The sequence below is a fragment of the Pontiella desulfatans genome, from assembly GCF_900890425.1.
Classification (GTDB): Bacteria; Verrucomicrobiota; Kiritimatiellia; order Kiritimatiellales; family Pontiellaceae; genus Pontiella; species Pontiella desulfatans.
Genome location: NZ_CAAHFG010000003.1, coordinates 1,125,303 through 1,146,712 on the forward strand (window position 1 = coordinate 1,125,303; position 21,410 = coordinate 1,146,712).

The window sequence follows — 21,410 nt, forward strand, 5'->3', positions numbered from 1 at the left end:
ATATGTTTCTATGACCACCAAATTGACCGAACGTTCAGAATGGAAAGCCCTCGAAAGCCATTGTTCCGAAATCAAGGACGCACACATGCGCGATTTGTTCGCGGATGCTTCCCGCGCCGCGCGGTTCACCCTTAAGGCCGAAGACCTCCTGCTCGACTATTCCAAGAACCGCATCACCGCCGAAACCATGGGCAAGCTCGTTGCGCTCGCCGAGTCCGCCGACCTCAAGAAGTGGATCGAAGCCATGTTCACCGGCGAAAAGATCAACGCCACCGAAGACCGCGCCGTGTTGCACGTTGCCCTGCGCGCCCCGAAAGACGCCGTGATCGAGGTCGATGGCGAAAACGTCGTCCCCGCCGTCCACGCCGTACTCGACCAAATGGCCGCCTGTTCCGGCCAGATTCGTTCCGGCGAGTGGAAAGGCCACACCGGCAAGCCGATCAGGAATATCGTCAACATCGGCATTGGCGGATCCGATCTCGGCCCCGTCATGGCCTACGAAGCGCTCAAGCCCTACTCCCAGCGCGACCTGAACATTGTATTCGTCTCCAACGTCGACGGCACCCACATTGCCGAAGCGCTGCAGGGCCTGGATGCCGAGGAAACCCTCTTCATCGTCGCCTCCAAGACCTTCACCACGCAGGAAACCATGACCAACGCGCACTCCGCCCGTTCCTGGTGCCTCGATGCGCTGAAGGACGAAGCGGCCATCGCCAAACATTTCGTGGCGCTCTCCACCAACGCCGACGCGGTTTCCGAATTCGGTATCGATACCGCCAACATGTTCGCCTTCTGGGACTGGGTCGGCGGCCGCTACTCGCTCACCTCCGCCATCGGCCTGCCGCTGATGATCGCCATCGGCGCCGACAACTACACCGAGCTGCTCGCCGGCTACCACAAGATGGATGTCCACTTCCGCACCGCGCCGTTCGCCGAAAACATGCCGGTGATCCTCGCGCTGCTCGGCATTTGGTACAACAACTTCTTCGGGGCCGACTCGCAGGCGATCCTGCCGTACGACCAATACATGTCCCGTTTCGCGGCCTACTTCCAGCAGGGCGACATGGAGAGCAACGGCAAATACATCAGCCGCTCCGGCGAAAAGGTCGAATGGCAGACCGGGCCAATCATCTGGGGCGAACCCGGCACCAACGGCCAGCACGCCTTCTACCAGCTCATCCACCAGGGCACCAAGCTCATCCCGTGCGACTTCATCGGCTTCTGCAAATCGCAGAATCCCATCGGCGACCACCATGTTAAGCTGATGGCCAACTTTTTTGCGCAGACCCAGGCTCTCGCCTTCGGCAAGACTGCGGAATCGCTGGAGGCCGAAGGCGTACCCGCCGAGCTGATCCCGCACAAAACCTTCGAAGGCAACCGCCCGACCAACAGCATCATGGCCGAAAAGCTAACCCCGTCCGTACTCGGCCAGCTGGTGGCCCTCTACGAACACAAGATCTTTGTGCAGGGCATCATTTGGGACATCTACTCCTTCGACCAGTGGGGCGTTGAACTCGGCAAGATCCTCGCCAAGGCCATCCTGCCCGAGCTCGAGGCCGAAAGCGCCCTCGCGCACGACGCCTCCACCAACGCGTTGATCGAATATTTCCGCGCAAACAAATAGGATTCCCGGTCGCAAAAAAAGCGGAGCCACGGCTCCGCTTTTTTTTTGCGCATATAGGCGCCTATTATGGAATTGATCTGAATAGAATTGATTGTTCCGCCCTTGCAGGAAAATGGATTGCCACAAAAAGGCATAGGAAACACAAAGACAATTCCGTTCAGCAGGTTTTCGTGCTTCTTGTGCCTCTTTGTGGCCAACAAATACAAGTTGAACGAAGCCGCTACGCGTCAGGCTCTCGCATTTAATTCGTTTTGGGGTAACGCTTCGTTTCGCCCCGGTGTTCATGGGGAACACCGGGATGAACCGGAGATAAACCATGACGGCGTTGCGCGAACGCACGATCCAAACGCTGAGGCTCGGGCACTATTCCGAGCGTGCCATCAAGACCTACATCAACGGGCTGGCCCGGCTGGCGAACACTACCGCCACCATCGCCCGGAACCTTCCGCCGTCCGCATCCGCGGCCGCTCCGCCGGAACCGACGGGCCCCGCCCCTTGGAAAGAAATGTTAATAATATCATGGCGACGGGGACTCGCGCTCCATACAATCCCCATAGATAGGCCGGACGTGCCGGGGTGGCTCAGTCCAACATCAAGATGGCACCTTTTGGGTGCCCTCATATCCTCCTGCTCTTTAACCTGCTTCAGCAGAGAGGACGTTTGGGGAAGCAGGAGGGATAAAATCCTAATCGTTGGAATCGCATAAAAACATGAACTACATAAAACCAATATTGTTCAGTGTTCTCATCTTGTTGGTAGCTTGGCGAAGGGTCGGTCCTTTGATCTTTGTGTTTGAAGAACTAAGGGTCATCCAAGAGGTTCCGAATGGCGTTGGAAAAGGCTGAGAATACAAGGGTTTGATGCAGAAGATAACGAGCGGTTTTGGGGGCGCGCGGTGGTTGCCCGTTCGGCGGGGCAGGCGGGCCGCCTGCGGTACGACCAGCGGCGCGTCGGCGGGGAATGGTTGGTGCGGGAGCGGGGACATTCCTGTCCCCGACGGGGGCAGGAAAGCCCCCGCTCCGTTTGAGCCGCCCGCCGATCCCGTACATCTGGTTATCCTGTCAAAAAACCGTCTATCCCGGCCCCCGGCGGCCTGACCTCCTCCATGGGCGATGGAGCCGACGCGCTCCTCGTCGACCTTGGACTCCGTTACAGCTGGTAAACCAGTTTGAAACCCATGCGTTGTGCCGTGCCGCACCTATTTGATCGGAACCAAGGGGCGGTTGAACCCCGGGCATCAACGGGTGCCGAGCGCAAAGTCGACGATGGGGGAAGGGTTCGGCAACGCGTGCGGATGGTGGTCCATGCCGGGCTTTTCAATGATCCGGAGTCCGGGATAACCCTTGAGCGCCTTCGCCGCTTTCAGGCTGTTTTCTTCGGGCGGAACCACGCGGTCGTCCAGACCGACCAGGTAGAGCAGGGGGATGCCTGCCTCCGCCAGTTGGTTGACCGTGTGCACCGGTTGGCGGTCGTAGGCTTTGGCGGCCGCGTCGTCGGCCAATCCATAGGCCGCGAGGCATTTCTTCCAATTGCCCGCGCTTCCCTCGCCCGCGCCCAGGCCGCCGGGCCAGCTGGTAAAATCCAGTACGGCGTTGTCGGCAATGATTCCGGCCACCTTGTCGGGGTTGGCGACCGCCCAGTTGTGGATAATCAATCCGCCGCGGCTCATGCCTTCCAGGACGGGTTTGGGATTCAAGCCGATCTGTTGGGTTTTCCGGTAGCAGGTGTTCCAGCGTTCGACGGCTTCCGGTGAGCCGAACAGATCGGCGACGTTGCAGTAGATGATGTGCCAACCGAGCTCGAGCATGGCGACATCGAACTGCGGTTCATGTCCCCAAAAGCGGGCGCGCCAGATCCACGGCGATCCTGTGGCCGGAACCCGTGGTTTGGCGATCTTGCAGTCGATGCCTTCGAAATGGCTGTTGTCGACTTCGTAGCCATGAAAGTATTCTGTTGATTGCGGCTTCGGATAGTCCATGGAAACGTTTTTGACGCGGGGCGTGGTCAGATGGCGGTGGAGATATTCGGCCAGGACTTTGGCTCCCTGGGCATTGGGGTGGATCCCATCGGGCAACCATTCGGGACGGTCGCGCAGGAGCGGGTGGAGATCGACCAGTTCGACGCCGAGTTGAATGGCGGCTTTTTCAATCTGTGGCGACACCTCTTGGCGGACGACCTTCTCGGTGATCGGTTTGTCTTTGACGGTGACCATCACGGGTTTGCAGAGGATGACGCGCGGACTGGATGGCAGGGCTTGGTAGGATTTGACCAGTGCAACGGCATCGGGGACAAATTCGTCCTGGTGGGCGTCGAAGTTGCCGGGTTTGCTATCGTTGGAGCCGAGTTTGATGATGACGATGTCGGGATTGAAGGCCAGCGAGTCGCGGTATTGCTTTTGTTGAACGTAGGGGCGGTTGCCCTTTTTAAGCAGGGTGGATCCGCTGACCCCGAAATTTTGCACCACATAGCCTTCGCCCAGCAGGTTGCCGAGTTGTTTCGGGTAGGAGTTTTCCTCCCGGTTTTCGATTCGGGCGCCATACGTGATGGAGTCGCCGACGCAGGCGACTTTAATGGGCATTGCGTGGGCCCCGGTGAGGACCGACAGGGAAGCGAGGGCTAGGAGGGTTGTTTTTTTCATGCGGCTCCGGATGGGTTGAGGTTCGAGCTAGATATATTTGTTGTAGCCTTTGAGGACGAGGAAACTTTCCGTCGAAGAGACGCCCGCCACTTGGGAGAGCTGTTCGGTGAGAAACCTCACCAGGCCCTTGTTGGAATCAACCAGGATCTCGACCATCAGGTCGTAGCGCCCGGTGGTAAGGTTCACCGATTGGACGTTTTCAAGTTCGGCAATCTCGGCCGCCTTGCTTTCCAGCAGCGCCGACTCGGCCACGGTCACCGCGATCAGTGCGATTTGCTGGCCTTCGAGGATGTCGGGGTTGATCAGTCCGCGAACCACCATGACGCCGGAGTCCTTGAGCTTTTTCAGCCGTTGCCGTATGGCGCCTTCCGACAGGTTCAGCGCTTTGGCAATGGCGTTGTTGGGGACATGGGCCTCCCGTAGAATGTTGATGATTTTCCAGTCCGTTCCATCCAGTTGCATTTGCCGCTCCATTTATGTTTCCACCACAGAGGACACTGAGCCACTGAGCATGGCTTACGGTGAGGTTGCTCTGTGCCTCTGTGCACTCTGTGGTGAGATTATTTAGTGTATCAGCTCATCCACCGACGTGTAGTCGATGCCGAGGGCCTTGGCCACCGGGGCGTAGGTGCAGGCGCCCTTGTAAATATTCAGGCCCTTGCTGATTGCGGCGGACGATTTAACGGCTTCTTCCGCGCCCTGGTTGGCGAGGGCCAAGCCGTAGGGGAGCGTTGCGCTGGTCAGCGCGAGGGTCGAGGTTAGTGCAACCGCCCCGGGCATGTTCGCCACGCAGTAGTGGACGATTCCCTCCACTTCGAAGATGGGGTCGTCGTGGGTGGTGGGGTGGGTGGTTTCAACGCAACCGCCCTGGTCCACGGCGACATCGACGATGACCGCTCCGGGTTTCATCAGTTTCAGATGTTCCTTGCGGACGAGGTGCGGCGCCTTCGCCCCCGGGATCAACACACCGCCGATTACCAGATCGCTTTCCTTCAGCACCAGCTCGATGTTTTCCTCGTTGCTGTAGAGCGTGGTGATACGGGTTTCGAAGATGTCGTCGAGATAGGCCAGCCGTTTGGCGCTGATGTCGAGGACGGTCACGTCGGCCCCGAGTCCGATCGCCATTTTGGCCGCGTTGCTTCCCACGATTCCGCCACCGAGGATCGCCACCTTGCCGCGGGGAACGCCCGGCACGCCGCCAAGCAGCACGCCGCGTCCGCCATAGGGCTTTTCGAGATATTTCGCGCCCTCCTGCACGGAGAGGCGTCCGGCGATTTCGCTCATGGGGGTGAGGCAGGGGAGGTGGCGGTCGGCTTCCTCGATGGTTTCGTAGGCCACGGCAATAATCTTCCGTTCCATGAGCGCCCGGGTTTGGGCCTCGTCGGCGGCGAGGTGGAGATAGGTGTAGAGGATTTGATCTTCATGGAAGAGGTCATACTCGCAGGCCTGCGGCTCTTTCACCTTAATGATCATGTCGCTGTTGTTGAACAGCGCCTGGGTGTCGGACTCAATGGCGGCGCCGCAGTCCAGATAGGCCTGGTCGGGAAAGCCCGCGTTGGCGCCCGCGCCAGCCTCGATCGATACTTCATGGCCCGCCCTGATATACGACTTCGCGTTCGCCGGTGTGAGGCCAACGCGATACTCGTGTTTCTTGATCTCCTTCGCCACTCCGATTCTCATGACACACTCCGTTGTTGATTGGTGTTGGTCGCTTTTAGAACGAATATGGTTTTTAGGCAAATGTTTAATACGAAAAACGTAAAACATATAGATATGGATGCGGATAGCGTAGCGCGGGCTTGGGGCAGGATGATGGAATGAGAGGATTATTTTTATGCAGGTAGGGAGAAATGATCCTGTCCTTCCATCATTCTGTCCCTTGATGCCCAGAGTAAATGATGCGTCCTGGATCTCGTTCGAATGGTTCTTTCAGTAATCTACACAGACCTGCCAGAATCCTACAAGACGGAGGTTCCTCCGCTTGGGTAGCCTTTCAGCATGGTGTTAAATGGGATTTGAAACAAAACGATAACCGGAATCCGCGAACCGGATTCCTCCAGTGGGGTTGGAATGCATAAAATACATGCGGTTGTGCTTTTGGTTGCTTCGTTGTTCGCTTCGGCGGCGATGGGCCAATCCTTGAAGCTGGGGAGCCCGTTCGGAAGCAATATGGTGCTGCAACGGGAGACCGATGCCGCGATCTGGGGCAAGGCCAAGCCCGGCGAAAAGGTGACAATCTCCGTCTCCTGGAGCAAAAAGGGTTATGAGACGAAGGCGGATGCCGATGGCGCTTGGAAGACGAAAGTAAAAACGCCCAAGGCCGGCGGCCCGCTCAGCCTCTCGATACAAAGCGGCGACGAAACGATTGAGCTGAGCAACGTCCTTGCGGGCGAGGTGTGGCTCTGCACCGGGCAGTCGAACATGCAGTGGAAGATGCGGGGGTTCGGGGTCGACCATTGGAAGGAGGATGCCGAAACGGCCAACTATCCCAACATCCGGTTTTGCCAGGTGGCGCAGGTGATCGCGCTGGAACCGCAGGATTCGGTGAAGGCGAGCTGGTCGGTCTGCAACCCCGCCAGTGTCTACGGTTTTAGCGCGGTGGGTTTTTTCTTCGGGCGCGAACTTTTCGAAGCACTCAACGTGCCGATCGGTTTAATATCCGTCAACTGGGGCGGTTCCTCCGCCGAGGCGTGGACGAGCCGGGAGGTGCTGGGCAAGGCGTTCCCCGAATTCAACGAACGCATGGCCGAATATCCGGAGATGATCGATCAGACGGGGCTTCTTTATCCACCCGCGCAGAAACCGAAAGGCATGAACCAACGCAACCCGGCGGTGCTTTTTAACGGCATGATCGAGCCGCTGGTGTCGTTCGCGATACGCGGCGCGATCTGGTACCAGGGCGAATCGAACGTGAAGGAACCCGTGCAGTACCGCACGCTTTTCCCCGCCATGATCAAGGATTGGCGCAACCGCTGGGGCATCGGCGATTTCCCGTTCTACTATGTGCAGATCGCGCCATGGGCCTATAAGAACGAGCCGATCGGGGTCGCCTTCCTGCGCGAGGCGCAGACCCTGGCGCTGGCGGTGCCCAACACCGGCATGGCCGTAACGATGGATGTCGGGGATGCGGGCAACATTCATCCGAAGAAGAAAAAACCCGTGGCGCATCGCTTGGCCCTGCTGGCCTTGGCGAAGGATTACGGCCAATCCAACCTTGTTTGTTCGGGCCCGCTGTTTAAAGGGTGCCGGATCGAAGGCGGCCAGGTTCGGCTCGCGTTCGATCACGTCGGCGGCGGGCTCGTCAGCCGCGATGGCGAGGCGCTGACCCATTTCACCATTGCCGGAAAAGATAAACGGTTTGTCGATGCCGAAGCAGTGATCGATGGCGACACGGTTGTTGTCCGCGCCGAAGGGGTTTCGAAGCCGGTTGCGGTGCGCTATGGCTGGGGCAATGCCGATATGCCCAACCTTTCCAACCAGGAAGGCTTGCCGGCGCCTTCGTTCCGCACCGACGACTGGCCCATCGAAAACTAACGCGGGGGAATGAAGCAAAATGATTGAATGCAAAAGATTGAACGCTCTGCCGATGGGGTCGAAGCCAACCTTTCGTATCAAATTTTTTTGCGCTATTTTCGTGCTGATGGGGGTTGCGGTGAATATGCAGGCGATGGAGAAGGATATGTTTGAGAAGATCGATACACAGCAATTCGATCCTGCAACCGTGATGTGGTACGCCGCGCCCGCCGCGGATTGGCAGGCCGCGCTGCCCGTGGGGAACGGCCGGCTGGGGGCCATGGTTTTCGGGAGCCACGGCGTGGAGCGGATCCAGTTGAACGAAGAAACCTGCTGGTCGGGCGGCCCCTATTCCACGGTGGTGAAAGGCGTTGCCGAAGCGTTGCCGACCATCCAGCAACACATCTTCGAAGGCCAGCCGATCCGGGCCCACAAGCTGTTTGGCCGAAAGCTCATGGGCTATCCCGTCGAGCAGCAGAAATACCAATCGCTCGCCAACCTCATGCTGTTCTTCGACGGGCAGGAGAAGGTGAAGGACTATCGGCGATGGCTGGATCTGGAAACCGGCATCGCCGGTGTGGAATACACCGTTGACGATGTGACGTTCCGCCGCGAGGTGTTCGCGTCCGCGCCCGATCAGGTGATCGCCGTCCGCCTGACGGCGAGCCAGCCCGGCGCGCTCTCCTTCAAGGCGCAGCTGCGCGGATGCCGCAACAGTGCGCATTCGAACTATGCCACCGACTATTTCCGTATGGATGGCGTCGGCCGGAGCGGCCTGATGCTCAACGGCAAGTCGGCCGACTATCTGGGCATCGAAGGCCGGCTGCGCTACAAGGCCGAGCTGCAGGCGGTTCCAGAGGGTGGAACCATGAAAGTGGAAGACGATTTCCTGATCATCGAAAACGCGGACGCGGTGACGCTGCTCATTGCGGCGGCCTCCAATTTCAAGAACTATAAGGATGTCGGCGCCGATCAGGAAAAGCGCGTGGCGGACTGCTTGAAAAAGGTGGAAGGGAAGCCGTTCAATGCAATTGCCGAAGCCGCCGTTTCCAACCATTGGAACTTTTTCAAGCGGGTCGCGCTGGAGCTGCCGAAGAACAAACGCTCCTTCCTCCCGACCGATGAGCGCAAGAAAGATCCGGATCCCAACCTCGCGGCGCTTTGCTACCACTTTGCGCGATACGTGCTGATTGCCTCATCGCGTCCCGGAACCCAGCCCGCCAACCTGCAGGGCATCTGGAACGAGGATATGAATCCGTCGTGGGATTCGAAATACACCACCAACATCAATGCCGAGATGAACTATTGGAACGCCCAGTCCGGCAACCTCGCCGAATGCTTCGAGCCCTTCAGGAAGATGGCGCAGGAGCTGACCGACCAAGGCGCGCAGGTGGCGAAGGAGCACTACGGCGCGCGCGGTTGGGTGTTCCACCAGAACACCGACCTGTGGCGCGTGGCGGCGCCGATGGACGGCCCCTGCTGGGGCACCTTCACCGTCGGCGGTGCCTGGATCTGCAACCAGCTGTTCGACCACTACCTCTACACGCGGGACGAAGCATACCTGAAGGAAATCCTGCCGCTGCTGGAAGGTTCCGTTCAGTTTTTCCTCGATTTCCTCGTGGAGGATCCCTCGGGCCAATTCCTCGTGACCAATCCTTCGACCTCTCCGGAAAACCCGCCGAAGGGCCCCGGCTATGAATATTTCTACGACGAAGTGACGGGCATGTATTATTTCACGACCATCTGCTACGGCTCGTCGATGGACATCCAGATCCTGACCGACCTGTTCGGCAACTATCTCGAAGCCGAAAAGCTGCTGGGCAAGGAGTCGGACTTCGGCCGGCAGGCGCTCGCCGCCCGGAAAAGGCTGGCTCCTCCAACCATTGGAAAAGACGGCACCCTGCAGGAATGGACGGAAGACCTGGGGCAGATGGAAGACCGGCACCGCCATTTCTCCCACCTCTACGGCCTCTATCCGGGCAACGTCATTTCCGCCAGGCGCACCCCGCAATACATCGATGGCGTCAAGGCGGTGCTCGAACAGCGCGGCGATGGAGGCAAAGGTTTTTCCATGGGTTGGAAGATGGCGCTTTGGGCGCGGCTCTTCGATGGCGATCGCGCCAACAAGGTCTTCAAGGTATATTTGCAGGAGCAGTGCTGTCCGCAGCTGTTCGCCAAGTGCGGAACCGCGTTGCAGATCGACGGCACCATGGGCGTGGCCGCAGGCATTACCGAAATGCTGGTGCAGTCGCACGAGGGTGCGATCGATCTGCTGCCCGCCTTGCCGCAGGAATGGGCGAACGGCGCGTTCGACGGCGTATGCGTCCGCGGTGGATTTGAGTTGAACATGAAGTGGGACGACCAGCGCATTTCCCGGGTCGAAATCCTGTCGAAGGCAGGAACCGTTTGCCGCATCGGCGACGGTGCCGCGTTCAAGGTTTTGCAGGATGGAAAAGAGATCGAGACAACGCTGAACACAGACGGATCGCTTGAGTTCCGCACCGTCAAAGACGGTTCGTACAAACTGGTTAGTCAGTAGAAAACGACCGCGACGCTACTGTAGATGAATTAAGCAAAATGATTTTATGCAAAATGTTGAACTTTCTCTCGTGCGAGTCGAAGCCATCATTTTGCATTAAATGATTTTGCCAATTATTTCTGCGGAGCGGTTGGAGCAATAGTTGGAGAAGCAGGAAGGTAAGGAACGATAAGATGGAAAAAATGCTAATGCTGTTGCTGCTCGCGGGGGTGGCCGGTTCCGGCTTCGCCGGGAAGAAAGCGCCGCCCAACGTCATTGTCTTTCTGGCCGATGATTTGGGGTATGGCGATCTGGGTTGCTATGGCAACAGGATTATCCAAACGCCCCATCTCGACCAATTCGCCCGGGAGGGCGTGCGGTTGACGGATTGCCATTCCGGCGGCACCGTGTGTTCCCCTTCGCGCGCCGCGCTGCTGACCGGCCGCAATCCCTACCGCTCCGGCTTCTTCTATATCCACAACCGAACCACCTTCCTGAAGGATGAGGAAGTCACCCTCGCCGAAGTGCTCAAGGGCAAGGGCTACGAAACCGCGTTCTGGGGCAAGTGGCATCTTTCCACGCTGGAGCATACCCATTATGTCCATCCCGGCCCGGGCGAGCAGGGCTTCGACTATTGGATGGGCACGACGCTGAACGCCTTCGATAAACTGGGCGGGCCGCAGCGCCCCAAGGCGTTCATCAAGAACGGCGAGCCGGTGGGCGAGGTCGATGGATGGTATTGCGATGTGATCGTTGATGACGCGCGCGAATGGCTGAAGTCGAAGCGCAACAAAGAAAAGCCGTTCTTCATGTATGTCTGCTCGCACGAGCCGCACACGCCGATCCATCCGCCGGAGGCCTACAGCTCCAAGTATGACAACCCGTGGGTGGAGCAGCTGGAAAAGCAGACCCGATACGGAACGATCAACCGCCCGGAAAAGGATATCTCCGCCTATAAAAAAGAGTATTACGGAACCGTGAACCAGCTCGACGACGCCTTTGGCCGTTTGATGAATACGCTCGACGAACAGGGGCTCCGGGAAAACACCCTGGTGCTGTTCACCAGCGACAACGGCCCCGAAACGCCGGTCACCTTCGAGGAGTGCCAGGGCCAGTGGGAAGATCCCATCCGCGACAAGTGTTTCGGCACCCCCGGCGAATTGCGCGGCATGAAACGCTATCCGTTCGAAGGCGGCCACCGCGTGCCCGGCATCGCCCGCCTCCCCGGCGCCATTCCGGCCGGAAGCGAAAGCGGGGTGCTCTTCAGCGGAACCGATATACTGCCGACGGTCTGCAAGCTGGTCGGCGCCGCGGTTCCGGCCAACCGCAACGTGGACGGGGTCGATGCCTTCAACGCCTTCCTGGGTCAAACGGTTGAGCGCAAGGATTCCGCCATCTGGTTTTTCCCGCACCATGGCGACACCTGGTTCCGCATGCCGCAGGTCTCGATGCGTTCGGGCAGTTATTCGTTGATCGGCCGCCTGCCAAAGCGCGCCGAAGGCGAGGAACTCAATGATTGGTTTGTCCACAACGATCCGGTGCTGTTCGAACTCTACGATCTTTCGGTGGATCCCGCGCAGAGCAACGATATTGCCGAGCAGCATCCCGAAGTGGTTGCCACGATGGCAAAGGAGATGACCGCCCTCTGGCGCGGGATGCGCGATGAAGGCCTGGCCGCAAAAAAGAACTAGAGATGACGTCACTCTTCGGGTTCGGCAAACGTTAGAAAGCTAGGGGGGTAGGGCCGCACGGCATGATGCCGGCCTGTTTTGTCGCACCAGATCGGAAAAAGCTATATGGATATTTTTGCAAATGGAATGGGTCGCGGAATCGGGCTGAAGGCTCGGTTCCTGGTGTTGTTGGCGATTTGGGTCGTGGCAAGCAATCAGGCTCCGGCAGCGCTGACCTGGACGGGGGCGGGCGATGCGGTCTCGCTGTACAAGGAGGCCAACTGGCTCGACGATTCCGGCGCGGTGCCGCCCAATAATTCGGTCAATGCCAATACCGAACTGACCGCCAATACGGGCGGGTTGATCGAAATCAATTCGGGTTCGGGGAAGCCCAATAACTTCAACGGCGATTTCATGCTGGCATCCGGCGACGACCTGCTGGTGGCGAACGGAAAGGTGCTTGGCGGCAACGATAGCGTGGTTGGGGGCGGCGCGGGGTCGGCCATGACCATTACCGGTTCGGGATCGCAGCTGAAGGTCGGCGCCGTATCGGCATTCGATTCCATCCTGGTCGACGATGGCGGGCTCATCGAGTTGAAGGACGCTGCGGGGATCACGCTGCATGATGCCGGTTCGACGTTGCGGATCGAGGGCGGCAGCTCCGCCGATTTCCAGTTTATCCTGAAAGCGGTCGTCTCGGTGGACGGCACCAGTTCGCTGACGCTCAACGGAACCGGCATCCCGATCAATTCCGCCGAGGTGCATCTGGATATCGGCGCGCAACTGACGCTCCACAGCCTTGCCGAATTCTCTGAGCAGGGCGCGAAAATCTTTGTGGAAGGCGTGTCGTTCAACGACGATTCCACCCAGCTTTCCTTTTCCGGCTCGGGCCCCGTCACGGCCACGGCGACCACCAACGGCGTGCCCTACATCGCCGCGTTCCAGGCCGCTCCGGAAAGCTTCAGCTTGCCCGGCGATATTGAGCTGAGCTGGCAAACGGCGGGCGCGGGTTATCTTGAAATCAGCGACGGAAACGGGACGGTCACCGCTTTGGTTGCATCGGTCGATGGGCAGGCGGCCCTCGATTCCGGCGGCATGGGGATCGGCCAGGTCAGCAACTCCACCACCTACACGCTTTCGGTCACCGTTGCGGAGGACGGTTCCGGCGCCGCCAACACGATGGACGCCGCCGTGACCGTTATTGTTCCCGGCCCCGGCACCGATACCGACCGGGACGGCCTGCCGGATCTCGACGAGGCCGACCTCTATTCCACCAACCCGAACCAGCGCGACAGCGATGGCGACGGTACGCCCGACGGCATGGAGGTGGAACGCGGGTTGGATCCCAACGATCCATCGGAATATCTGGAGCGCCCGAACGTCCTCTTTTTCTTTGTCGACGACCTCGGCTACGGCGACCTCGGCTGCTTCTGGCAGGATCAACGCACGGGCTCCCAGAAATTCGACACGCCCAACATCGACGCGCTCGCGGCGGGCGGCGCCAAGCTGACCCACCACTATGTGGCCGCCTCGGTTTGCGCGCCCACCCGTGCGTCGTTGCTGCAGGGGGTGCACCAGGGCCATGCCTCCGTGCGCGACAACCAGTTCGACAAGGCGATCGCCGATAACCACACCGTGGCCGACACCTTGCGGCGCGCCGGCTACCGCACCATCCACGTCGGCAAGAACGGCGTGGCCGGCGGCGAGAACAGCGTCGACCTTTCCGGCGACGGCTCGCGCAACCTGGAGGGCCATCCGCTCGACCGCGGGTTCGACGAGTTTTTCGGCTACCTGTTCCATGCCGACGGCCATGAGCACTTTCCCCGGAACGGGGGCACCAGCAAGGGGGCGCACATCTACGACGGCTACCGCCAGGTCAAGGATGCCTCGCTCGATCTCTACACCACCGACGCCTGGACGGCCTACGCCAAGAAGGCGATCCTGGAGGAGGTGCAGGACGGCGACCACCAGCCCTTCTTCCTGTATCTCGCCTACGACACGCCGCACTTCAAGATGCAGCGCCCGGCGGTGGCCTATCCCGCCGGCGGCGGCCTGGCCGGCGGCATCCAGTGGACTGCCGCAACCGATGGCTCCGGCAGGGTGCGCTATGCCTCGACCGCCGACGGCACCGGGGTGGAGGATGCCTACAACCATCCCGAAAATGATACCGCCTGGCCGGAGTCGAACCAGCAGCATGTCGGCATGATCCGCCGCATTGACAACTCCATGGCCGACGTCGTTCAGCTGCTCGAAGACCTGGGCATCCGGGATAACACGCTGATTATTTTTTCCTCCGACAACGGCCCGCATAACGAAGGCAACGATCCGCGCTACTTCGGATCGTTCGCCCATTTCGAAGGAATCAAGCGCGACCTGTTCGAAGGCGGCATCCGCGTGCCGACCGTGGTCAACTGGCCCGGCCGGATTGCCGGGGCGACGGGCGACGAAAACAACATTCTGGAAATCGACTATCCCAGCGCCATCTGGGACTGGATGCCAACCTTTGCCGAAATGGCGGGCGTTCCGGCCCCGGCCTGGTGCGACGGTGTTTCGTTGCTGCCGACGCTCACGGGCGAAGCGGTGCAGCGCGACAAAGGCTATCTCTATTTCGAGTATTACCACAACGGCTCGACGCCCAACTGGAACTCCTATTTCCCCAGCCATTACAGCGAGCGGCACGACCAGATGCAGTGCGTGCGCATCGGCAACCACATGGGCATCCGCAACGATATCGAGGATAACGGCTACGACTTCCGCATCTACAACGTCGTCAACGATCCGGGGCAGGGCACCAATCTCGCATCCGCCCTGCCGGAGCTGCACCAGGCGATGAAGGATGTCGCGCTGCAGGCGCGCCGTTCCGATTCCAGCGCCAGCCGCCCCTATGATTCGGAGCAAGTCCCGCACGCCTCCCGCAGCGTGCAGCCCGGCCTCGACTATTCCTGCCATGAAGGCATCTGGTCGTTCGTTCCCGAATTCCGCGACCTCCCCGCCGTGGCCTTCGGCAGCGTGGAGAACCTCGATCTTTCGGTGCGCACGCGCGACGACCATGTTGGCATCCTATACCGCGGCTACATCGAAATTCCCACCACCGGAACCTATGCCTTCCATCTCCTTTCCGACAGCGGGGCGAACCTGTTCATCCACGATGCGCATGTGATCGACGACGATTTCAACCACGATGGAACCGGGCGCTCCGGCGCGGTCAACCTGGTTGCGGGGCTGCATCCCATTCGCCTCTATTACCGCCATGGGCGCGCCTCGGCGCACACGCTGCAGCTCGAGTGGGAAGGGCCGGGCATTGCGCGGCAGGCCGTGCCGGAAACCCGCTTCTTCCGGTTGCCGGAAATCCATGTGGCCATGGCGTATTCCAGCGCCGGGGGGCTGGCCTTTTCCTGGAACAGCACCACCGGGCAGACCTACCGCCTGCTCGGAACCGATTCGCTGCATAGCCCGCGTTCTTCGTGGTCGAACATCCTGAACTCGATTTCCAGCACGGCGCCAACGAACACGGTCAGCATCGGCCCGCCGGTCGATCAACTGAAGTTCTATATCGTGGAGGAAGAATAGGCTTTCATACGGATACGGTCGCATGGGCCCGATCGATTTTACAGGCCTGATGGTTTCGATGGGACCTCCGCACAATCCGTACGCGGCACCCGCGGAATATTTGGCGATGTATGACGATGTAGCCATCACGCCCCGCCCGAATGTCCCCGCTTCCCGTTTTAGTTATTCGGACTATCTGAACTACTATGCGATGATCACCAGCATCGACGAAAACATGGGGCGGTTGGACGCGGCGATCGAAGCCGCCGGGTTGTCGGACGATACCATCTTTGTCTTCACCTCGGACCATGGCGATATGCTCGGTTCGCTGGGGCAGAGTTTGAAGCAGCGCCCGTGGGAGGAATCGATCAATATTCCGTTCCTCATTCGCTATCCGCGCGGCATCGCGGCCGGGCAGCAGCCCGATTGGCTCTTCTCGTCGATCGACGTTATGCCGACCCTGCTGGGCTTATGTAAAATTGATGTGCCCGGCAACCTGCAGGGCGTGGACTATTCGTCCACCTTCACCGGAACCTCCAACGCGGAACGCGACGCGGTTTATCTCTTTAACGTGCAGGCCGGTTCCGGGCCGGGTGTCGATTGGCGCGGCATCCGAACGGAAAACTGGACCTATGCCTATCATGAAGGCGGCGATTGGGTTTTGTATAATTTGGAAAACGATCCGTACCAGCTCAACAACCTGGTGGATAACGCCGAGTATGAGCAGGTGAAAGCGGCGCTCGCTGCACAACTGGAAACCATGCGGATCGAACTGGGCGATACCACGGAGCTGGTGGGGGATAGCCCCTCCGCAATAGTCCTGCCTTAGTCCCTTCCCCGGAGGGCCAGAACAACATGTTGTTCCTTAGCGAACATGTTGTCCGGCGTAGCGCGGATATCCGATCCGCGTTTCCTGGGCAGCGGGAACTCGCATCGGATATGCGAGCTACGGCTTTGCATCGGCTGCCGGGGCCTTTTGTTCCGGGCGCAGCCCTGGAAAAAACCTAGTCCCTTACATTCCCACTTCTTACCATCTTGCGATCGAAAGCAGTTGCTTCCTTATCGCCGCACCCTTTTGAATTCAGGAAGCCGTTCGCCTGCTGTTTGTTGATGCACACAGATCGGCACATAGCCGACTTCCAGCCCTTTCGGGGGCGTGACAACCAATCCTTCGTCCAGCGAGGCTAGCTCCTGCGCGGGATCCGGAACGTATTGATCATCCTTCGACCAATGCCGATGGATCAGCTCCACACGCTTTTGAATCAACTCGCGCTCCGCATCATCCATGTATGAATTCAGAATGGCGGGTTGCTCGTTGAATTTATACCAATAGTAAACCGCCTGGCTTCCATCACTTAACCGTGTCGCGAAGGGCCCTGCAACCGGTCCGGGGTTTTTCCAGGCATCAACGATGGGGTCGCTGTAGTCATATTCCGGGTTGAGGGGTGTTGTGATGGGGTCATTCGCGAACCCGTCGAACTTAAAGTCCGCCATCGCATCCTCCGGAAATTTCACGTGCGTCAGTTTGCTTTCACGGGGAACCTCGTTTTCCGGAATGGCCTCAATGAGTTTGGAACCCTGTTTCAGGCAATAGTATTCCGGGAGTTTAACGAGATTCGAACGATATGCTTTCTCCGCAAGCCTGCCCTTCCACTGGTAAGCCGAGGCCGAGGGATCCTGGTCTTCGATTCGTGCAATGAAGTTTTTGGTTTCCACCCTGATGGTCTTGTTCATCCTGAAGTTGAAGCCCGCCGGTTTGCTTCGGCGGAGATGGATTTCTTTTCCAATGTCGCCAAAGCTTGCGGGGGCGGGCTGGCCACCGGCAAACCAGGCCTCGAGCTGGTTCCACTTCGTTGAGTCGAACGTCATGGGCATGGAGCCAAGCCGGGTGATGCCGTCTGTATCCACGGGCAGTGTATAGGGTGAAATCCGGTAGTAGACATCGCCGTTCGGGGCCGCCCATTGTTTCGCCGGGATCACGTTGGTTTCCCGTTGATAGACCGAGTTCACTTTCAGCAGGCTGCTATCCATGCATTGCCCATGCAGATGAGGATGCTCTATGGAATATTTTGCCCAGTGATACGGCGTGAAAAAACACACCGGGCCGCTGAAGTTGCTGGTGTTGAAGAAGAGCGTCCAGCAATAGTTGCCCGAAGGGGCATCCGTGCCCGCGGTGGATTGCTTCGGCTCGGTCAGAGGCAGGGCAAAGTATCCATAGCCCAGCATTTGATTGTTGGTTCCTTCTTTGAATCCAACCCCGTCGAGAGGATAGAGCAGCCGATTGCTCAGCTGGGCGGCACCGTAGCGGCCCAGGTTTTTCTCCCACCCGAGTGTGGGCGAATTCCGGGACCGATTAAAGGCCGGGACGCCTTGCCCCGGTCCGTTCGAGAACGAGCCGAACCCGCCGGCGACTGCTCCGGTGGTGAATTTCTGCGGGGTCTGTTTCGAGCGGAAATGCAGATAGGGTTTATAGCCCGCGCCTCCTTCCATACAGTGGTAGCCATGGCTGTCGCGGCTATAGTCTGCCTTGCCGTAGATCTCGACCGGCCTGTACCAGGTGTGGAAGAGTCCGCTTTGATAAAAACTACCCACCGAGTCGGGGTACAGCGTGTTGTGCACATTGACGTAATGGAACGCGCCATAGTTGTGGTTTTCGGGAGAGTCCGTTTCATAGCCAAAGTGCATATAGGGTTTAAAGGTGGCCTTCTCCAATTGGCCGCTCGCGCTGCATGCGAGAATTGAAAATAAAAAACAACGTAGCTTCATATCGATTGATCCCCGTTAAAATCCATTCACGTCTGTTTGCTTGATACCCCTATGAAATCAACCCAGCTGGATGGCGGCGGGCATCTTGCCCTTGAGCGGGCGGGACTCGCCGAGCGTTGCGCGCAGGGCTTCGAGTTGTTGATGCAGCTCCTTTTTTCGGGCCGCATGTTTTGGATCGTCGATCAGGTTGTTAAGCTGGTGGGGATCCTGTTTCAGGTCATACAGCACCCAGTCGCCCGCGAAGTGGTAGGCATAGGACCATTGCTTGGTGCGGATGCCGCGCCAATCGGTTCCCGGTCCGCCGCCTTGATGGACGTTGAAGAGGAAGGCGGCCTCCCGCTCCACATCGGACTCCCCCGTGAACGTGGCCGAATAATCGAGCCCCTGCACCTGCGGCGGAACCGGCAGCCCGCATAGGCCGAGCAGGGTCGGCATCACGTCCACCGACGAGACAATCCAGTCGCGCCGCTGTCCGGCCCGCACCTTGCGCGGATAGCGCAGGATGAACGGAATATGGATCGACTCTTCCCACGGCCGCTGTTTCAGCCGATGGCCCTGGGAGCCCAGCATGTCCCCGTGGTCGGAGGTGAAGACCAGGATCGTGTCTTCGGCAATGCCCGCTTCGTCCAGGGCATCGCGGATGCGGCCCACGCATTCGTCGAGGCTGGTGACCATGGCATAGTATGGAAGCAGGTTGGTGGTCTTGCCGCTGGGCACGTTCGGCCGGGCTGTCAGTGTTTTCCCCTGGTACATCGCGGTATGTTTTTCCGGCGCCTTGTACGGATTGTGCGGCGGCCCGAATGAAACGAACAGGCAGAAGGGCTCCCGCTTTTTCCGCTGGATGAATTCGAGGGCCAGGTCGGTCTGCACCTCCGGTTCCCAGCCGGGGACCACCACCGGTTCCGTGGCGTCGTTCAGCCAATATTGCGGCGCGGAATGCTGGTGCGAGCAATTGCGGACCGCCCAGAAATCCCAACCGCGCCGGTTGGTTGCATCCACGGGGTTGTTGCGGTTTCCGGCCAGGTGCCATTTGCCGATATAGCCCGTGGCATAGCCCCCTTGCCTCATCCGTTCGGCGATCACCGTTTCGTCGTCCGGCAGCCGGATATCGTTATGGATCACGCCGGTCGTGTGGCCGTAGCGGCCGGTCATGAGGTGGGCGCGATAGGGCGTGCAGACGGGTTGGGCCGAAACCGCGTTCGTCACCAGCAGGCCCTCGCCGGCCAGGCGGTCCAGGTTCGGGGTAATCACCTGTGGGTTGCCCATGCAGCCCAGGGCGGATGCGCGCATCTGGTCCGCAAAGACAAACACGAGGTTGGGGCGCCGGCCCGGCGCCGGAGCCGGGAAGGCCTGGTTGGTTGCGAGGGCCGCGGGCATCGCCGCCGCCGCAACCTTTATGAATTGTTGCCGGGTGAGTGTTTTCATATTGGTTCCGTCCTGTTTACTGCCCGCAGCCTCCGCATCCGGAGCGGCGCGCCGATAGTTTTTCTTCAAGCACCTTGGCGGTCGGGGTGGTGGAGAGGCCGCCGAGGTTGGTGCAGCGCAGCTCGCGCGGCATCTGGTTTCCGACCCGCCGGGCGGTATCGATCACTTCGTCGAGCGGAATCACCGGATCGAACCCCGCCAAGGCCATGTTGGCGCAGGAGAGAGCGTTGCTTGCCGCAACCACGTTTTTGCCGAGGCACGGAACCTCCACCCGGTTGGCCACCGGATCGCAGACCAGTCCGATCAGGTTCTGGAGCGCCATCGATGCCGCCGCCACGGCCTGTTGCAACGATCCGCCGGCCAGGGTAACCAATGCGGCGGCCGCCATGCTCGACGCCGATCCGCCTTCCGCCTGGCAGCCGCCGACCTCCGCGGCGAACGTCCACCGGGTCGTGATGAAAACGCCAATCAAGCCGGCGGCCAGCAGCGCCTTCGCCATCGCCTCTTCGTCGAGCCCCATCGCTTCCGCCATCGCAACCACCGCACCCGGCAGTGCCGCGCAGGCGCCCGCCGTCGGCGCGGCGACAATGACGCCCATCGAACTCTTCACCTCCATCAACGCCGTCACATAGAGCACGATACGGTTCAATGCGCCGCCGTCGAGCAACGCGCCGCTGTGCATCATTTCATCGAAGCGACCACTCTGGTGGCCGAGGATGCGGTCGTTGTATTCCGTCCCGGCAATGCCTTCGGCAATCGAACGCCGAACGATCCGGACAATCCCGGCCATCTGGGCAATCACCTCGTCCTCCGTCAGGCCGCCGCGCGCCATTTCATAGTCCACGGCCAGCCGCCACAACGGGGTGCCGCGTCCGGCGTCATGTTCCAGCATTTCGGCGCAGGAGCCGAAGGGAACTGCGATGGCCTTGCGCGACATCACCGGCAGCACGGGGCTCAGCCGTTTAATGCAAAGCTCCTCCGGTAGTTCATCGCCAATGAAAGTTGCCGCCTTGATTTCAACCAATCTCCGGTCGCCGGATTCATGGACGAGAATCTCGTCGGCCTCGAAATCCTTTAGCCGGGCGAGGATGCCTTCAACCGGCCCGTCGGCCCAGACCAGGGTTTCGCAGCAATCGCCCGTCATCGAAATGGCGAATCCGTCGAGATCGATCACCTCGATGCTGCCGCCGCCGGTTGAGATGGCGCGTAGGGAGCGGGTTTCCTTATCGCTCTTCAGGGTGAGCCGATAGGTGTTCGGGTGGGGGTCGCCCGCATCGACGGTTTCAATGCAAACGCCTACGCCGGCCTCGCGCAGCGCCTGCGCCGAAGTAGGCAGCCGTTCGTCGGCCGCATCCCATCCCAGCAGGCCGCCGAAGAGCCCCATGTCGGAGCCCTGCGTATCGTGCGTGGTCGGCAGCGAGCCGGCGCGGTCGAACTCCACCAGCACGTCGTTGAAGTCCCCGTCCATCAGCTCGCGCGCGAGGCGGCCGATGCGCAGGGCGGCGGCGCAGTGGGAACTCGAAGGGCCGCGCATCACCGGGCCGATCACATCATTGAATATGCTAACGATCATTCGGTGAGTATGCATGGCAACCCATCGCTCCCCAAGCTTTGGCATCAGGTTTTCCATGGGGTCCGCCCACCGCCCCGAAGCTGGAGGGCGAGGTTGCATCCGAGCCGGGCGTGGAGGGGCGGACGCCGTCCGCC

At 59.9% G+C, this 21,410-nt stretch carries 13 protein-coding genes; 7 read left to right on the plus strand and 6 right to left on the minus strand.

All coding sequences use genetic code 11. The features are described 5' to 3' along the window. Positions 1-10: 10 nt before the first annotated feature. Entirely contained in the window at positions 11-1,624 is a 1,614-nt protein-coding gene (gene pgi / locus E9954_RS25130) for a glucose-6-phosphate isomerase (protein ID WP_136082018.1), read from the plus strand. A 1,237-nt stretch (positions 1,625-2,861) separates the two neighbouring features. On the opposite strand, the gene E9954_RS25135 is transcribed toward pgi, so the two are convergent. The 3 genes from E9954_RS25135 to ald form a co-directional block, all read right to left on the minus strand. Beyond that, positions 2,862-4,262, minus strand: a complete 1,401-nt coding sequence (locus E9954_RS25135) for a GDSL-type esterase/lipase family protein (RefSeq protein WP_136082019.1) — start codon at positions 4,260-4,262, stop codon at positions 2,862-2,864. Positions 4,263-4,289: 27 nt separating this feature from the next. Then, positions 4,290-4,736 carry an Lrp/AsnC family transcriptional regulator gene (locus E9954_RS25140; protein ID WP_136082020.1) on the minus strand — a complete coding sequence of 149 codons (447 nt, stop codon included), beginning with the start codon at positions 4,734-4,736 and terminating at the stop codon, positions 4,290-4,292. 90 nt (positions 4,737-4,826) lie between these two features. Then, a complete protein-coding gene (gene ald, locus E9954_RS25145; protein ID WP_136082021.1) occupies positions 4,827-5,942 on the minus strand; it encodes an alanine dehydrogenase in 1,116 nt (371 codons plus the stop codon). Positions 5,943-6,332: 390 nt separating this feature from the next. Here ald and E9954_RS25150 point away from each other — a divergent pair, with 390 nt between their 5' ends. The 6 genes from E9954_RS25150 (at position 6,333) to E9954_RS25170 (ending at position 16,341) form a co-directional block, all read left to right on the plus strand. Next, positions 6,333-7,796 (plus strand): sialate O-acetylesterase, encoded by a 1,464-nt coding sequence (locus tag E9954_RS25150; protein WP_136082022.1) that lies wholly within the window; start codon positions 6,333-6,335, stop codon positions 7,794-7,796. Positions 7,797-7,823: 27 nt separating this feature from the next. Continuing rightward, positions 7,824-7,949, plus strand: a complete 126-nt coding sequence (locus tag E9954_RS33545; RefSeq protein WP_281281266.1) for a hypothetical protein — start codon at positions 7,824-7,826, stop codon at positions 7,947-7,949. After that, complete coding sequence (locus E9954_RS25155; protein ID WP_222847310.1) at positions 7,942-10,314, plus strand: glycoside hydrolase family 95 protein; 2,373 nt, start codon at positions 7,942-7,944, stop codon at positions 10,312-10,314. The genes E9954_RS33545 and E9954_RS25155 overlap by 8 nt, the downstream gene beginning before the upstream one ends. A 173-nt stretch (positions 10,315-10,487) precedes the next feature. Then, the gene (locus E9954_RS25160; RefSeq protein ID WP_222847311.1) at positions 10,488-11,984 is read left to right on the plus strand and encodes a sulfatase family protein; all 1,497 of its coding nucleotides are present in this window, start codon (positions 10,488-10,490) and stop codon (positions 11,982-11,984) included. 105 nt (positions 11,985-12,089) lie between these two features. Continuing rightward, positions 12,090-15,533: a sulfatase-like hydrolase/transferase gene (locus E9954_RS25165; protein WP_136082023.1), complete on the plus strand. Its 3,444-nt coding sequence runs from the start codon at positions 12,090-12,092 to the stop codon at positions 15,531-15,533. Between the two features lie 22 nt (positions 15,534-15,555). Beyond that, the gene (locus E9954_RS25170; protein ID WP_136082024.1) at positions 15,556-16,341 is read left to right on the plus strand and encodes a sulfatase/phosphatase domain-containing protein; all 786 of its coding nucleotides are present in this window, start codon (positions 15,556-15,558) and stop codon (positions 16,339-16,341) included. Positions 16,342-16,571: 230 nt separating this feature from the next. On the opposite strand, the gene E9954_RS25175 is transcribed toward E9954_RS25170, so the two are convergent. The 3 genes from E9954_RS25175 to E9954_RS25185 are packed head-to-tail and all read right to left on the minus strand — an operon-like array spanning position 16,572 to position 21,276. Next, a complete protein-coding gene (locus tag E9954_RS25175) occupies positions 16,572-18,278 on the minus strand; it encodes a hypothetical protein (RefSeq protein ID WP_136082025.1) in 1,707 nt (568 codons plus the stop codon). Between the two features lie 57 nt (positions 18,279-18,335). Further along, on the minus strand, positions 18,336-19,772 hold the full coding sequence (locus tag E9954_RS25180; RefSeq protein WP_136082026.1) for a sulfatase family protein: 1,437 nt from the start codon (positions 19,770-19,772) through the stop codon (positions 18,336-18,338). Then, positions 19,720-21,276: an L-serine ammonia-lyase, iron-sulfur-dependent, subunit alpha gene (locus tag E9954_RS25185; protein WP_136082027.1), complete on the minus strand. Its 1,557-nt coding sequence runs from the start codon at positions 21,274-21,276 to the stop codon at positions 19,720-19,722. The genes E9954_RS25180 and E9954_RS25185 overlap by 53 nt, the downstream gene beginning before the upstream one ends. Positions 21,277-21,410: the final 134 nt, after the last annotated feature.

Coding starts and splice junctions, on each gene's coding strand:
- pgi (WP_136082018.1), top strand. CDS start 11: ATGACCACCAAATTGACCGAACGTTCAGAATGGAAAGCCCTCGAAAGC.
- E9954_RS25135 (WP_136082019.1), bottom strand. CDS start 4,262: ATGAAAAAAACAACCCTCCTAGCCCTCGCTTCCCTGTCGGTCCTCACC.
- E9954_RS25140 (WP_136082020.1), bottom strand. CDS start 4,736: ATGGAGCGGCAAATGCAACTGGATGGAACGGACTGGAAAATCATCAAC.
- ald (WP_136082021.1), bottom strand. CDS start 5,942: ATGAGAATCGGAGTGGCGAAGGAGATCAAGAAACACGAGTATCGCGTT.
- E9954_RS25150 (WP_136082022.1), top strand. CDS start 6,333: ATGCATAAAATACATGCGGTTGTGCTTTTGGTTGCTTCGTTGTTCGCT.
- E9954_RS33545 (WP_281281266.1), top strand. CDS start 7,824: ATGCAAAAGATTGAACGCTCTGCCGATGGGGTCGAAGCCAACCTTTCG.
- E9954_RS25155 (WP_222847310.1), top strand. CDS start 7,942: ATGTTTGAGAAGATCGATACACAGCAATTCGATCCTGCAACCGTGATG.
- E9954_RS25160 (WP_222847311.1), top strand. CDS start 10,488: ATGGAAAAAATGCTAATGCTGTTGCTGCTCGCGGGGGTGGCCGGTTCC.
- E9954_RS25165 (WP_136082023.1), top strand. CDS start 12,090: ATGGATATTTTTGCAAATGGAATGGGTCGCGGAATCGGGCTGAAGGCT.
- E9954_RS25170 (WP_136082024.1), top strand. CDS start 15,556: ATGGGCCCGATCGATTTTACAGGCCTGATGGTTTCGATGGGACCTCCG.
- E9954_RS25175 (WP_136082025.1), bottom strand. CDS start 18,278: ATGAAGCTACGTTGTTTTTTATTTTCAATTCTCGCATGCAGCGCGAGC.
- E9954_RS25185 (WP_136082027.1), bottom strand. CDS start 21,276: ATGATCGTTAGCATATTCAATGATGTGATCGGCCCGGTGATGCGCGGC.